Source organism: Mesorhizobium sp. B1-1-5 (genome assembly GCF_006443065.1).
Taxonomy (GTDB): Bacteria; Pseudomonadota; Alphaproteobacteria; order Rhizobiales; family Rhizobiaceae; genus Mesorhizobium.
On record NZ_VFWS01000125.1, the window covers coordinates 1 to 14,814 of the forward strand.

11 protein-coding genes are annotated in these 14,814 nt (G+C 65.7%); 3 read left to right on the plus strand and 8 right to left on the minus strand.

Annotated features, from left to right (window positions below; all coding sequences use genetic code 11):
• Positions 1-102: 102 nt before the first annotated feature.
• Positions 103-1,149, minus strand: coding sequence for a deoxyribose-phosphate aldolase (gene deoC / locus FJ980_RS25455; RefSeq protein ID WP_140546456.1), 1,047 nt, complete (start codon positions 1,147-1,149; stop codon positions 103-105).
• 400 nt (positions 1,150-1,549) lie between these two features.
• Complete coding sequence (locus tag FJ980_RS25460) at positions 1,550-2,377, minus strand: ferredoxin--NADP reductase (RefSeq protein ID WP_140546457.1); 828 nt, start codon at positions 2,375-2,377, stop codon at positions 1,550-1,552.
• 221 nt (positions 2,378-2,598) lie between these two features.
• Between FJ980_RS25460 and FJ980_RS25465 the strand changes: the two genes are divergently transcribed.
• A complete protein-coding gene (locus tag FJ980_RS25465; RefSeq protein WP_140546458.1) occupies positions 2,599-4,671 on the plus strand; it encodes a hydantoinase/oxoprolinase family protein in 2,073 nt (690 codons plus the stop codon).
• Position 4,672: 1 nt separating this feature from the next.
• Positions 4,673-6,361, plus strand: coding sequence for a hydantoinase B/oxoprolinase family protein (locus FJ980_RS25470; RefSeq protein WP_140546459.1), 1,689 nt, complete (start codon positions 4,673-4,675; stop codon positions 6,359-6,361).
• 289 nt (positions 6,362-6,650) lie between these two features.
• On the opposite strand, the gene FJ980_RS25475 is transcribed toward FJ980_RS25470, so the two are convergent.
• From FJ980_RS25475 to FJ980_RS25500, 6 genes are all read right to left on the minus strand, one after another.
• The gene (locus FJ980_RS25475; protein ID WP_140546466.1) at positions 6,651-7,112 is read right to left on the minus strand and encodes a MarR family transcriptional regulator; all 462 of its coding nucleotides are present in this window, start codon (positions 7,110-7,112) and stop codon (positions 6,651-6,653) included.
• Positions 7,109-7,693, minus strand: coding sequence for an amino acid synthesis family protein (locus tag FJ980_RS25480; RefSeq protein ID WP_140546460.1), 585 nt, complete (start codon positions 7,691-7,693; stop codon positions 7,109-7,111). Before FJ980_RS25480 ends, FJ980_RS25475 begins: the two co-directional genes overlap by 4 nt.
• On the minus strand, positions 7,686-8,570 hold the full coding sequence (locus tag FJ980_RS25485; protein ID WP_140546461.1) for a UPF0280 family protein: 885 nt from the start codon (positions 8,568-8,570) through the stop codon (positions 7,686-7,688). Before FJ980_RS25485 ends, FJ980_RS25480 begins: the two co-directional genes overlap by 8 nt.
• A complete protein-coding gene (locus FJ980_RS25490; protein WP_140546462.1) occupies positions 8,570-10,111 on the minus strand; it encodes a 6-hydroxynicotinate reductase in 1,542 nt (513 codons plus the stop codon). The genes FJ980_RS25485 and FJ980_RS25490 overlap by 1 nt, the downstream gene beginning before the upstream one ends.
• On the minus strand, positions 10,108-12,855 hold the full coding sequence (locus FJ980_RS25495) for a molybdopterin-dependent oxidoreductase (protein WP_181181304.1): 2,748 nt from the start codon (positions 12,853-12,855) through the stop codon (positions 10,108-10,110). The genes FJ980_RS25490 and FJ980_RS25495 overlap by 4 nt, the downstream gene beginning before the upstream one ends.
• A gap of 62 nt (positions 12,856-12,917) precedes the next feature.
• Entirely contained in the window at positions 12,918-13,775 is an 858-nt protein-coding gene (locus tag FJ980_RS25500) for a xanthine dehydrogenase family protein subunit M (protein WP_140546464.1), read from the minus strand.
• A 300-nt stretch (positions 13,776-14,075) separates the two neighbouring features.
• On the opposite strand from FJ980_RS25500, the gene pncA reads away from it, so the two are divergent.
• On the plus strand, positions 14,076-14,690 hold the full coding sequence (gene pncA, locus FJ980_RS25505; protein ID WP_140546465.1) for a bifunctional nicotinamidase/pyrazinamidase: 615 nt from the start codon (positions 14,076-14,078) through the stop codon (positions 14,688-14,690).
• Positions 14,691-14,814 lie beyond the last annotated feature (124 nt).

Genomic DNA, 14,814 nt, shown 5'->3' on the forward strand with positions numbered 1-14,814 from the left:
GGCGCCGACGGCCGCGAAGGCCAATCTCCCCCCTTGTGGGGGAGATGTCCGGCAGGACAGAGGGGGGCGCGAAGGAACTCGGCGTTCAAGGCCTTCACTCGCCTACGCCATCGCGTGGCGGTGGTTGGCCGAATAGTGGCCGGTCAAATGATGCTCGAGCTGGCGCTCGATGTCGGTGAGCAGGCTGGAGGCGCCGAAGCGGAACAGGTCCGGCTCGAGCCAGGGCCGGCCGAGCTCTTCCTTCATCAGCACCAGCCAGTCGAGCGAGACTTTTGCAGTGGAAATGCCGCCGGCCGGCTTGAAGCCGATGAGATAGCCGGTCTCCTCGAAATAGGCGCGGATGGCGCGGACCATGGCAAGCCCGACGGGCAGCGTGGCGTTGACGCTTTCCTTGCCGGTCGACGTCTTGATGAAATCGGCGCCCGCCATCATCGCCACCATGGAGGCCAGCATGACGTTGCGCAAAGTGGCGAGATCGCCGGTGCCAAGAATGACCTTGAGATGCGCATCGCCGCAGGCGGCGCGCATGGCGACGATCTCGTTGAACAGCTCGCGCCATTTGGCGCCATAGACCAGGCCGCGCGGAATGACGACGTCGATCTCGTCGGCGCCGTCCTTCACCGACGCTTCGATCTCCTGCAGGCGCGTCGAGAGCGGCGCAAGCCCGTGCGGGAAAGCAGTCGAGACGGCGGCGACATGGATGCCGGTGCCGCGCACGGCGTCGACCGCCGTGGCGACGAAGGGATGGTAGACGCAGACCGCCGCCGGACGGATGGCCTCGCCCGATATGCCGAGGCCCTCGACGATATCGCGGCGCAACGGATTGATCGCCTTGGCGCAAAGCCGGCGCACGCGCTCGTCGGTGTCGTTGGAGTTGAGCGTGGTGAGGTCCATGCAGGCAATGGCGCGCAAGAGCCAGGCGGCCTGGTTGTCGGCCTTGATCGAGCGCCGCTTGGTGAGCGTGGCGACGCGACGCTCCAGCGCCGAGCGGTTGACGCTGCGCACCGATTCCAGAAAACCGAGATCGAGCTTCATGCCGGGATTGCGGGCAATGCCGTGCTCCAGCGGTAGCGGCGTGTTGGCGGCGGCGCGCGCCGGCAGCGGCATCACCTTGGGCGCGCCTGCGCCGGCCTCGCGGATGGTGCTCATCTCCTGCCCTTTCATTCAGCGACCTCAGCCGAAGATAGCCCGTGAAGTTGTCCTTCACGAGTCTTTCAAAGGGTCATAAAGGAAAAAGCCCGCTCAGGCAGCAGATTTTTGACCGCATGGTCAAAACATCATGCTGGGTAGGCGTTCCCGGCGTTGGAGATTGGCCGCAACGCCCATCCCTTCGTCATACTCGGGCTTGACCCGAGTATCCATGCCATGACCTCTGCCGCAGAGTGCGACGGTGCAGAATTCTGTAACCGCCGCAACGCCTTATCTAACGGCATGGATTCCAGGGTCTGCGCGCGTCGCTCAGCTCCTTGCTCCGCCCCAGAATGACGAAGCGCGAATGCCGTCGCTAATCTCAGACGCCTCCAACAGAGCTGACGGACCGCGATATGTCTCAGCCGACGAAGGCGCGCTCGACGACGAAGCTGGCCGGATGGCTCAAGGAACCTTCCTGGAAGCCGAGGCTCTCGGCGAGTTCCTTGACGTCCTTCAGCATGTGCATCGAGCCGCAAATCATGATGCGGTCCGTCTCGGGATTGAGCTTGTCGATGCCGAGGTCGGAATAGAACTTGCCCGAGCCGATCAGCGCGGTGATGCGGCCCATGCGCGCCGACTCCTCGCGGGTGGTCGAATTGTAAAGCGTGACGCGGCCGCCGGTCAGCTCGCCGATCAGCGGGTCGCTCTCCAGCCCGGCCACCAGCTCCTGGCCGTAGATGAGCTCGGCATTGTCGCGGCAGGTGTGGGTGAGGATGACTTCGTCGAACTTTTCATAGGTATCGGGGTCGCGCAGCAGGCTGGCGAAGGGCGCGATGCCGGTGCCGGTCGAGATCATGACCACGCGCTTGGCGGGCGTCAGCGCGTCGAGCACCAGCGTGCCGGTCGACTTCTGGCGCATGATGACGGTGTCGCCGACCTCGATCTTCTGCAGCTCGGAGGTCAGCGGACCGTCAGGCACCTTGATCGAGAAGAATTCGAGCTCGTCGTCCCAGGCGGGGCTCGCGACCGAATAGGCGCGGAAGATCGGCTTCTCGGCATTGGGCAGGCCGATCATGACGAACTCGCCGGAGCGGAAGCGCAGCGACTGCGGCCGGGTGATGCGGAAGGAGAACAACCGATCGGTATAATGCTTCACCGACACCACGGTCTCGGCATAGACATTGGCCGGGATCGGGAACTGCAGCGGCTTTGCGCCGGCGACGTTCAACGCGGATGTCGTGTTCATTCCAACCCAACTTTCCGGCCCAGACGGAACCTTCTGGCGCCAAACCTTCTCGTGCGCGCCCGAACGGTCAGGTTCCGGCGTGCTCCCTGCACACTGTCAAGCGGTAAGCTCTTGTGTCGATAATTTATTAGTATACAAATGATCTCCAGGTCAAGATGGCGGCGTAAAACGCCTTTCCAAACCGAGGCATATCCGTAGTCCTGGCATTTCGGGTTTCGGCAATGAATGAGAAATTTTCGGCGTCTCCGGGAAGCGTCGTTGCCGGCATCGATGTCGGCGGAACCTTTACCGATCTGCTTTTGATCGACGGCAAGGCGGGCGGCAAGATCCATATCGCAAAGACACCGACCACGGTGGAAAACCAGGCCTTCGGCGTGGTCGCGGCCCTTGGCGCCACCGGTTTTCCGATCGATGGCATCGATCTCATCGTGCATGGCACGACGACCACCACCAACGCCGTGCTGGAACGTCGCCTTGCGCGGACCGGCATGATCACCACCCGAGGCTTTCGCGACGTGATCGAGCTTGGCCGCCGCACAAGGCCGCAGGCCTATGGCATGACGGGCACTTTTGTCCCCGTCATTCCCCGCGACCTTCGGCTGGAAGTGTCGGAGCGGGTCGAGGCGTCGGGCGCCGTGCGCATTGAACTCGACGAAGCCGAGATGCGCGATGCGGTGAAGACGCTGCTCGACGCCGGCTGCGAGTCGCTGGTCATCCATTTCCTGCACTCCTATGCCAACCCGTCGCATGAGCGGCGGGCCGCCGAGATCGCGGCGGAGCTCTGGCCGAACGGCCACATCACCACCGGCCATGCGCTGCTTTCGGAAGCGCGCGAGTTCGAACGCGGCGTCACGGCGGCGGTCAACGCCTCGGTGCAGCCGATCCTGGAACGCTATGTCGAGCGGCTGCGCAAGGAGCTGGCGGCAAAGGGCTACGCCCGTGACTTCCTGATCATGAACGGCAATGGCGGCATGATCTCGGCCCGCTTCGTCACGCAGGAATCGGCCAAGACGGTGATGTCGGGCCCGGCGTCGGGCGTGATCGCCGCCGCCTATACGGGAAAGCGCGCCGGCTTCGGCAACCTTGTCACCTACGACATGGGCGGCACCTCGACCGACGTGGCGCTGATCCGCAACGCCGAACCCGCCGTCTCCAACGAGGTCGAAATCGAATATGCGATGCCGATCCACGTGCCGATGGTGGCGGTGCACACGGTGGGCGCCGGCGGCGGCTCGATCGCGCGCGTCGATGCGGCCGGGCTGATCCAGATCGGCCCCGAAAGCGCCGGCGCCAATCCCGGCCCGATCTGCTACGGGCGCGGCGGCATCGAGCCGACCATCACCGACGCCAATCTGGTGCTCGGCCGCCTGGCGCCCAAGAAATTGCTCGCCGTCGACAAGCCGGTCACGGTCGAGCGCGTCACCGGTATTTTCGAAGACCGGATCGGCAAGCGCACAGGGCTCTCCGGCGTCGAAGCGGCGGGTGCCGTCTTGAGGCTCGGCAACATGAAGATGGCGGGCGCCATCCGCATGGTCTCGGTCTCGCGCGGCCACGATCCGCGCGATTTCGCGCTGTTCGCCTTCGGCGGCGCCGGACCGCTGCACGCGACGGCGCTCGCACGCGAGCTCGGCCTGCCGAGAGTGCTCGTGCCGGCGCGCCCGGGCATCACCAATGCGCTCGGCTGCGTTGTCGCCGATCTGCGGCATGACTTTGTCAACACAATCAATCAGCCCGTCGGGGCGCTCGACGAAGCTATGCTTCGCGAGGTATTGGAACGGCACCGTAACGAAGGCGAGGCGCTGATCGCGAAGGAAGCGGTGAAGCCCGACGCGATCCGCGTGACGCATTCGGCCGACATGCAGTTCGTCGGCCAGACACACATCATCAACGTGTCGCTGCCCTCCTCGTCGGTTTCACGAGAAACACTGCAGCTTCTGTTCGAAAAAGCCTATTTCGCCCGCTTCAAGGTCGAGCTGCCGGAAATCCGCGCCAATCTCGTTAACCTCAACACCTCGGTCACCGGCGTGCGGCCGCAGATCGACCTGTCGCGGCTGATCGACCCCGCAGGACGCGCGGCCACGCTCGACGAGGCGCAGCGCGAAATCCGGCCGGTCTGGTACAACGGGCGCTGGCACGACACGCCGGTTTATGCGCGCGAAAAGCTGCCGCTCGATGTCGTCATCGAAGGGCCGGCGATCCTGGAGCAGATGGATGCCACCACCGTGCTCGAACCAGACGACCGGGCGCGCTCGGATGCCGACGGCAACATCATCATCGACATCGGCGAGGCCTAAGATGGCAAAGCTCGACACGATCACGCTTTCGGTGCTGCAGGCGGCCCTGCAGCAGGTCTGCGACGAGATGGACCTGACCTTCTCGCGCGCGGCCTTCTCGCCGGTCATCGCCGAGGCCAATGACCGTTCGGACGGCATCTATTCGGCCGTCGACGGCTCGCTGATCGCGCAGGGCAGCCAGGGCCTGCCGGTCTTCGTCGGCGTCATGCAATACTCGACCAGGACGGTGATCGAGATGATCGCCGACGGACGATGCCTGGCGCCGGAGCCCGGCGATATCTACATCGTCAACGACCCCTATCTCGGCGGCACGCATCTGATGGATGTGCGCTTCGTCATGCCGGTCTACCGGGGCGGCAAGATCTTCTGCTGGCTTTCCAACACCGGCCACTGGCCGGATATCGGCGGTTCGGTGCCGGGCGGCTTCTCCGCTTCGGCCACGGCGGTCGAACAGGAAGGCCTGCGCCTGCCGCCGGTGAAACTGTTCAAGAAGGGCGCGCTCGATCCCGAGATCTACGCCATCATCTGTTCCAACATCCGGGTCGCCGACCAGCGCATCGGCGACATCCGCGCGCAGGCCGCCGCGCTGCTGATCGGTCAGGATAGGTTGAACGAAATCCTGGATCGTTACGGTGACGAAACTGTCATTGAGGCGATCGCGGAGCTGCGCCGCCGTGCCGCCGAGCAGATGCGCGCCTCGATCGCAGTGATCCCGGATGGCGTCTACCGCTCGCAGGCCTTCGTCGATTCCGACGGCGTGGTGAACGAGCCGCTGACCATCAATCTCGCCGTCGAGAAAGAGGGCGACACGCTGACCTTCGACTTTGCCGGCTCGTCGAAACCCTGCGCCGGGCCGATGAACAGCGTGCTGGCGACGACCTTGTCGTCGGTCTATCTGGCCATGCGCCATATCTTTCCGGAGGTGCCGATCAGCGCCGGCGCTTTCGAGCCGCTGAACGTCAAGCGGCCGGAAGGCACGTTCCTCGACGCCAAATATCCGCGCCCGGTCTCGGGCTGCGCGGCGGAGGTTTCGCAGCGCATCGCTGAGGCCGTTTTCGCCGCGATGGTGCAGGCGCTGCCGGAAAAGGTGACGGCGGCGCCCGCCGGCTCCAGCGGCAATTTCGCGCTCGGCGGCAACGATCCGGCACGCGGCCGCGACTATGTCATGTACCAGATCTCGGGCGGCGGTTATGGCGGCAATGCCGGCCATGACGGGTTGAGCAATGGCTGCTCGACCATCGGCATTTCGAAATCGCCGCCTGTCGAGATCATGGAGCAGGCGTTTCCGGTGCTCTACCGGCATTACGCGCTGCGCGAAGGCTCCGGCGGCGCGGGAAAACATCGCGGCGGCTTCGGGCTGGCGTACGAGGTCGAGATCCTGCGCGGTGAAGCGCGCGCGTCCTTCGTCATGGACCACGGCCGCTTCGGACCGCAGGGCGCGCTTGGCGGCAAGGACGGCGCGCCGAACAGCGTGACCGTGTTCCGCAACGGTGAAGCGCATGTGCCGCCGCATCTTTCCAAGGAACAGGACATCGCGCTCAAGGCCGGCGACCGCGTGCGTATCGGCACGCCGGGCGGCGGCGGTTACGGCGATCCGCGCGAGCGCGACGCGAAGCTGGTCGCCGAGGATGTCAGGCTTGGCTACTATACGCCGGAGCAGGCCAGGGAGATGTTCGGAGTGGACGTGTAGGCGGACGGGCGTGGCGACTCATGCTTGCGCCATCGGGTCCGGCGGTTTGGAGATGGGCCGCAACGCGTATCGCTTCGTCATTCTATGGCGTAGCAAGGAGCGAAGCGACGCGCGCAGGCCATGGAATCCCGTTACGCAGGAGCGCCGCTCACGGTGCAGAATTCTGCTCCGCTGCTTTCTTCGGCTGAGGTCACGGCATGGATTCCAGGGTCTTCGCGACGGAGCTTCGCTCCTGCTCCGCCCTGGAATGACGAAGTTGGGAGGGCTCGGTCAATCGAGCCCTTGGAGCTCACGCCAGCTTCGCCAGCAGCCGCAGGAACGTCGCGGTTTCCTTGGCGGTCAGCGGCGCCAGCGTTTCCTCGGTGATGGCGCGGGCCAGCGGGATCAGCCGCTCGATCGCCTCGCGGCCTTTCGGCGTCAGATTGACCAGCAGGCGCCTTTTGTCGACCTCGTGCTTGGAGACTTCGACCAGCCCGCGCGCCTTCAGCCGGTCGATGACGCCCTTCACGGTGGCGGCGTCCATGGCTATCAGCGTGCCCAATTGGTTCTGCGAGGTTTCGCCGATATCGTGAAGCTTGGCCAAAGCCGCGAATTGCGGCGGCGTCAGGTCGCCGATGTGCGAGGCAAAGATCGAGACATGGCGCTGATGCGCCTTGCGCAGGATGAAGCCGACCTGGTCCTGCAGGTGATAGTTGTTCTCGTCGCCGTCCTCGGCCTCGACCAGCCGCAGCAGATTGTCCTCGCCGCTCATCTCAAGCCGTCCCATGCCTCGATAGCCTCGGCAGCCAGGCCGCCCATGCGGTTGTGAACGCGCGGACCGCAGGTCATGGCGAGGCAGAACAGGATCTCGTCCGGACGCGGGCCGTCGCTGATGCCGACCTCCATGGCGTCGAAATGGCTGCGCACATAGGCGGCGTTGATGTGGCCGAGCGGCACATCGAGCCGCGCGCCGAAGGCGCCGACCTTCTTGGCCGACGGCACGATGGCCTTGGCGTCGCCGAGGCGCTCGCGCATGGCATAGCCGCCAGGCACATGCCACAGCGCGCCATGTTCCAGCTCGCCGGCGGAGCCCACGATGGCGCCCTTGCCGTAACCGTCGATCTTCTTCACGTCGCCGCCGAGCGCCGCGATCAGCCTGTCCGAGAGCAGAAGCCCGAGCGGCTTCAGGTCTTCCATCGCACCCTGCAGGTCCTCGACATAGCGGCCGGCGAAGGGATTCTTGACCACGGCGAGAGCCGCCGCGCGCAGGCGGGGTGCTTTCGCCACGGGTCCGCCGTCGTGAAAAATCTCCTCGGTCAAGACCGCGACCTTGCGGATCAGAAAGTCAGGCATGGGCAATTTCCTTCGCTTTATGTTTGTTGGGCGCGGCGAGCGTCACCGAGCCGCTGATGCGGGCCTCGCCCGCCAGAAACAGCGCCGATGCGGCGATCAGTCCGCGCCGGCGAAAATCTTCGGCGACGGCAAGGCCGTTGTCCAGCGCGCGCGCAATTTCGGAAGCGTCAAGCGGGCCGACGCTTTGCGTCACCAGCATCTCGCCGAGATCGCTGTCCGGCGCCAGCTCGCGCGCCGCAACGCGTGCAATGGCAGGATGTCCAGGCAGATCGACGGCGTTGGCTATCAGCGTTGCCGCCGCGTCGGCCTCCGCACCGGTCGGCGCCAGCACCGTGACGGCATCGGCTATGCCCAATGAAAACGACCGGCCGCGCCAGCCGCTGGTGGCGACGCCGCGCACGCCGTCTTCGCCGCGGATAGCGACGCGGTCGGCCATGCCATTCCCGGTGCCGGCGATCGCCACCGTCATCGTCTGCCCCATGCCTAGATGAAGAGCGCAGTCGCCGCCATTGTTGACGTAAGCGCGATCGAGCCGGCGGCCGGCGAGCATTGCGCCAAGAATTTCGTCGGCAACCGAACCGGCAACGGCGGCCATCGGCGTGATGAAGCATTCCGCCAACGGCATGACCGCCGCTTCCATACGGCGGGCCGTCGGGCCGGCGAAGTCGCGCGGCGCCAGGAAGAAGGCCGGCAAGCGCAATTCGGGCAGCTCCTCGACCACCTCGATCAGGATCATCTGAAAGCGGGCGACAGCCTGTTCGTAAGCGGCGCGGCATTCATCCGCTTCCCCAAAGGCCTCGACGATCAGATCGATCGGCCCATGGTTGAGATGGAGCCGCCTGCCGTCGGCAAGCCAATGCGCCTGCGGGCCGTTCATCAGCCGGCACCATTCGCCGCTGATCGCCGCAACTGCGCCAACGGCGGCCAGGGGTTATCGGCCGGCGCGCCCGTGCCGCGGCGTGGGTTGAGATATTCGCCGCCCTTGGCGAGGATGTCCTCGATGCTGCGGATCTCGTTCTCGTAGCCGCCCAACCGGACATAGTCGTCGCGGCGCATGGTGAACTCGATCGGCGCCACCAGCGCCGGCGTCGGCACATAGCCGAAGGCGCCTTCCGGCACGCGGGTGACGTCGACCATCAGCGTGATGCCGCCGCCCGGCCAGACATAGACCGGCGCGCCCCCCACGGTCACATAGGTCTTCAACCCTTGCACCGAGCGGGTGAGGTTGACCGGGTTTTCGGTGACGCCGGCGCGCAGCGAGCCGCCGGCGCCGCCGATGAACAGAACCGTGCACAGCGCCGGCTCGCAATTGTCCTCGATCAGGTCGACGGACTTTTGCAGCCGCTCGGGAAATGGCTTCTGGACCGGCTTCAGCTGGTCGTCGAGCTCGTAATAGGCGAACTGCTCGCCGGTGGTCGACACCATCAGCAGCGACAGGCCGGGACGCGCGCCCTTCTTGGCGTTCCAGTCGCCCAGGATCGACAGCGGATCGGAAATCGTCGTGCCGCCCCAGCCGAGGCCGGGCTCGGATACCTTGAAGTAGCGGCCGGGCGTCGAGCGGCGGCCGATGATCTTTATCCCCGTATCCTCCCAGCCCAGCACCTTGCCGGCCTGGTGCTCGGAGACGACGCCGGTGATGTGGTCGTCGACCACCACCACCTCGTCGACGAGGCCGCGCCATTGCGTGGCGAACATGCCGATGGTGGCCGAGCCGCAGCCGACGCGCATGCGATGCTCGACCGTGCCGTCGATGACCGGCGCCTTGCCGGCTTCGACGACGACCGTCGCGCCGCCGTCGATGGTGAGCTCGACCGGCTTGCGGTTGCAGAGATTGAGCAGCGCATCGCAGGTGGCACGTCCCTCCGCTTTCGAGCCGCCGGTCAAATGATGGACACCACCGAGCGACAGCATTTGCGAGCCGTATTCGCCCGTCGTGACATGGCCGATCGCCTCGCCTGCGGAGCGCACGATCGCCGTCTCGTCACCGATGTGGCGGTCGGTGTCGATCTTCACCTTTACGCCGCAGTAGGAGAAGATGCCTTCGGTGACGACGGTGACGAGGTCGACGCCCTCGACCTCCTGGCTGACGATGAAAGGCGCTGGCTTATAGTCAGGATAGGTGGTTCCGGCACCGATGGCGGTGACGAAGCGGCGGCCGGTGTTGACCAGCTCGCCGTTCCATGCCTCGCCCTCGGCGACGAAAGGCACGACCGCGCCGCCGGTCTCGGCCGCGTGGTCGAGGATGGTCAGCGGATCCATGCGCACGATGCGGCCGCCGACATTGCCGTAGCGGTCGCAGGCGCCGGTGCGGCCGTCGGCGATGTAGCACATGACCGGGCAGGCATCGCAGCGGATCTTTTCCGCCACCTGCTTCTCACCGGGATCGTGGGTTTCGAAACGTTCGGCAAGCTCGCTCATCGGCGCGCCTCCTTCTCGCGGATCGCCGCCAGGATGCGGCTCGGCGTCGCCGGCACCTTGGCGACCAGGACGCCGGTGGCATGGCGAATGGCATTGAGGATCGCCGGCGCGGTCGGGATCAGCACATGCTCGCCCAACCCTTTGGCGCCGAAGGGTCCTTCCGGATCCGGAACCTCGACCAATATATGTTCGATGGGCGGCACGTCGCCGATGGTCGGGATGAGGTAGTCGTGCAGGTTCTCGGTGCGGCCGGGGATATATTCCTCCATCAGCGCCATGCCGATGCCTTGCGCAATGCCGCCCTCGATCTGGCCTTCGACCAGCACCGGGTTGATCGCCTTGCCGACATCATGCGCGGCGGTGATCTTGATCAACTTTACGGTGCCGAGCTTGAGATCGACCTCAAGCTCGGCGATCTGCGCGCCATAGCCGTAGACCGCGTAAGGCTTGCCCTGGCCCTTGGCATCGAGCGGCAGCGTTGGCGGGTCGTAGGTTTCTTCCGCGACGAAAACGAAGCCGTCGGCATCGGCCTTGAGCGCCGCAAGATCGATGCGCCGCGCGGCATCGCCTTCGCGGATGGAGATGCCGGCGCCATCGAGCACGATCGTCGCCTGTTCCGAGACATTGGCAAAGCGCAGGATTTTCTCGCGCAGGGCGCGGCCTGCCTTTTCCGCCGCCTTGCCCGTTACAAAAGTCTGCCGCGAGGCGGATGTTTTGCCGGCGTCGGGCGTGATGGCGGTGTCGGCGCTCTTCAGCTTGAAACTGGCCAGCGGCAGGCCGAGCGCGTCGGCGCATATCTGGCTGATGACGGTGTTGGAGCCCTGGCCGATGTCGACCGCGCCCTGGTGCAGGACGACGTCACCCGCGGCCGAGATGCCGACCTTAATGGTGGACGGATTGGGCAGCGAAGTGTTGCCGCAGCCATACCAGCAGGAGGCGACGCCAACGCCGCGCTTGCTCGCCGTATGGGCTGCGTTGAACACCTCCGCGTCCGCCAGCGCACGCGCCCAATGCGGCTTGAGCTGTTCCAGGCATTCGCCGATACCGACACCGGATTCCAGACGCTGGCCGGTGACCGTTTCGTACCCGTTACGAAGGCAGTTCTTCAGCCGGAAATCGAGACGATCCATGCCGAGCTTTGCGGCGAGCTCGTCATAGAGCGTCTCCTGCATGATGGTGGCTTGCGGCACGCCGAAGCCGCGGAAGGCGCCGGCGATCGGGCCATTGGTGTGGATGGCGTAGCCCGTCGCCCGGTAGTTTGGCGTGAAATAGGGACCGGAGGCATGCACCGGCACGCGATTGGCCACCGTCGGCCCCCAGCTGGCATAGGCGCCGGTGTTGAAATCGCCCTCGAAGACCATACCGATGACGCGGCCCTCGGCATCGGCGCCGATGGTCGCCTTCATCTCGGCCGGATGGCGCTTGGTGGTCGACATCATCGATTCGTTGCGCGTGTAGGCAAGTGCCGCCGGCCGGCCGGTCTTCATCGCCACGAGGCCGATGAGAGGCTGCAGCGAGACATCGAGCTTCGAGCCGAAGCCGCCGCCTGTCGCCGTCGGCACGATGCGCACCTTGTCTACGGCAAGGCCCAGCACCTTGGCCGTGTCGTCGCGGTCCATATAGGGCGCCTGGGTGCAGGCGACGACGACCAGCGTGTCGCCGTCCATGTAGGCGTAACCGGCTTCCGGCTCGATATAGGCGTGCTCGACGAAGGACGTCTCGATGGTGCCGGAGACAGTGACCGCTGCGCCGGCGAGCGCGCCATCGGGATCGCCGCGTTCGACATAGCCGGAGGTCAGGAGATTCGCCGGGCGGTGCGGATGGATCAGTGCCGCGCCGTCGGCCTTCGCCTCGCGGGGCTGCAGCATATGCGGCAGCTCGGTCCAGGCGATGGGAAGGTCCGTCAGGTCGAGATCGAGGATCGCTTCGCGCTCGCCCGCCACCAGCGCCACCGCCTCGCCGCGCAGGCGCGCAAAACCATCGGCCAGCGCCGGCTGGTCGGCGAACGGGCCGATGACGCCGAAACAGTTGTGGCCAGGGATATCCGCCGCCGTGAAGACGCCGGCGATGCCGGGATGCGCTTTTGACCAGGCATCGAGATCGCCGAAGCTGAAGCGGGCGTGATAATGCGGCGAGCGCACCACAAGCACCGCCAGTGCGTCGGACGGGAAGGAATCGCCGCCAAATTTTTCGTCGCCGGTGACTTTCGGCACGCCGTCGAGGCGGATCGGTGAGGCGCCGACGGCATGGCCGGCTTCCGGCAAGCGAAGATCCACGCTGTTCATGTGCTGCGAGGCCTGCATCACCGCCGCGACGATTTTCCTGTAGCCGGTGCAGCGGCAAAGGACGCCGCCCAGCGCGTCCTGCGTCTCGACCTCGCTCGGCGTAGGATTGCGCTCCAGCAGCGCGGTGGCCGCCATCAGCAGGCCGGGCGTGCAGATGCCGCATTGCGCGGCGCCATGTTCGAGGAAGGAGGCCTGCAAGGCGGACAGCCGGCCATTGGCGAGGCCCTCGACAGTGGTGACGGAAGCGCCGGCTACGGAGGCCGCCGGCATCAGGCAGGCGCAAACCGGATCGCCGTCGACCAGCACCGTGCAGGCGCCGCAATCGCCTGCGTCGCAGCCGACCTTGGTGCCGGTCAGCCGCAACTCGTCGCGCAACACCTGCGAGAGACGCCTGACCGGCGGCACCGACACGCTGACGGCGGCGCCGTTGACCTCGAAGGCGATCTCGGAACGATCCATACCGGACCGGGCCATGGCGGATTGAGCCATGCCGGATTTGGCAGCGCCGGACTGGGTCATGCTCATGCGGCCACCTTGCCTTCGCCGTGACCGATCGCAGCGCGCACTGCTCGGGCTACGATCTCGCGCGCGGCATCCTGTCGGTATTCCGCGCCGCCGCGCACATCGGCGATCGGCGACAGTTCGTCGATGGGCGCGGATAGCACCGCATCGGCAAGGGCAGAAGTAACTGGCTGCCCGCGCAACGCGGTCTCGACGCCGGTGAGACGGCGGGCGACCGCCGAGCAAGCGCCGACGGCGACCGCCGCATCGGCGACGACGCCATTCTCGACCACGAGCCGCGCCGCGGCCATGGCGATCGAGATGACGAGATAGCGCCGGGCGCCGAGCTTGACGAAGGCCGAGCTGCCGGCAGCGGAATGCTTCGGGACACGGATGGCGGTGACCATCTCGCCCGGCTGAAGCGCCGTGCGGCGATTGCCAAGGATGAATTCACTGAGCGGAAGATGGCGGACGGATTTCAGCGACCGCAATTCGACGTCGGCATCGAGGACCAAAAGCGCCGGCACGCCATCCGCCGCCGGCGAGGCGTTGCAGAGATTGCCGGCAATTGATGCGACATTCTGGATCTGGACCGAGCCGACCTCGCGCCCGGCCGATTTCAACGCATCGAACGCCACCGGCAGCGGCTGGCGCTCGATATCGGTCCAGGTGGCGCGCGCGCCAACCCGCCAGTGCTCGCCGGTCTCGACGATGCCGCGCAGTTCGGCGAGACCGTTGATATCGAGGACGTTGTCGCGGAACGGCTTCGCGCCCTGCGCCGGATAGAAATCCGTGCCGCCGGCGAGAATGCGCCAGCGGTCCTCGCCAAGCAAAGCGAGCGCTTCGTCGACCGTGGTGGGTTTTGCGTAACGGATCACGCTCTGCCTTCCAGACAATTGGGCTTCCCAGACCTTAGGCCTTCCCCAGGCCTCCCGAAGTGCCGCTTCAGGTCTTGTTGCCGATCTCCGGACCGGGCAAATTCATTCGTATGCAAATGATATCAGGCCGGCCGGAATTGTCAAAGCCGGAGTTGGCGCCGCGAAGAGCTGAACGCGATTGTTATGGCGCCGGAGGTTGACGCCGCCGGCCATCTGGTCAAGGTTCCGTGTCCGGTCGCGTCAGCGGCTTTTGGACAGGTGCCCCAAGCCAGACGAGAGGGCCGAAACGAAAGGGACCGCATGGCCGAAGAAGCGCTCATCGTCATCGACCTGCAGAATGATTTTTGCCCCGGCGGCGCGCTGGCGGTTGCCGGCGGCGACGAGATCGTGCCTTTGGTCAACGACCTGATCCGGCGGACCGAGCACGTGATCCTGACACAGGACTGGCACCCGGCCGGGCATTCGAGCTTTGCCTCCAGCCATCCGGGCAAGCAGCCTTTCGAGAGCATCGAGATGCCGTATGGGCCGCAGACGCTGTGGCCTGATCACTGCATCCAGGGAAGCCTCGGCTCCGATTTCCATTCCGGGCTGGCCTGGACCAAGGCGGAACTGGTGATCCGCAAGGGATTTCGCACGGCGATCGATTCTTATTCCGCCTTCTTCGAGAACGACCATAAGACGCCGACCGGCCTCGGAGGCTATCTGAAGGAACGCGGCATCGACACGATCACCCTGGTCGGCCTCGCCACCGATTTCTGCGTCGCCTTCTCGGCGCTCGACGCGGTCAAGCAAGGTTTCAGGACGACCGTGCGGCTCGACGCCTGCCGCGGCATCGACCTCAACGGCTCGGTCGAGGCGATGCTGACGCGGATGCGCGACGCCGGCGTGGCGCTTGAAGACCATTCGGCGGATTGATCCGCCTGTGGAGAAGAGCCCCTTCGCCCAGATTGCGGGCTCCCCCTTCTCCCCTTGTGGGGTGAGAAGAGGTCCGCGTAGCGGACGAAAAGCCAATTGCTTGGCTTTTCGAACTTCCAACGCC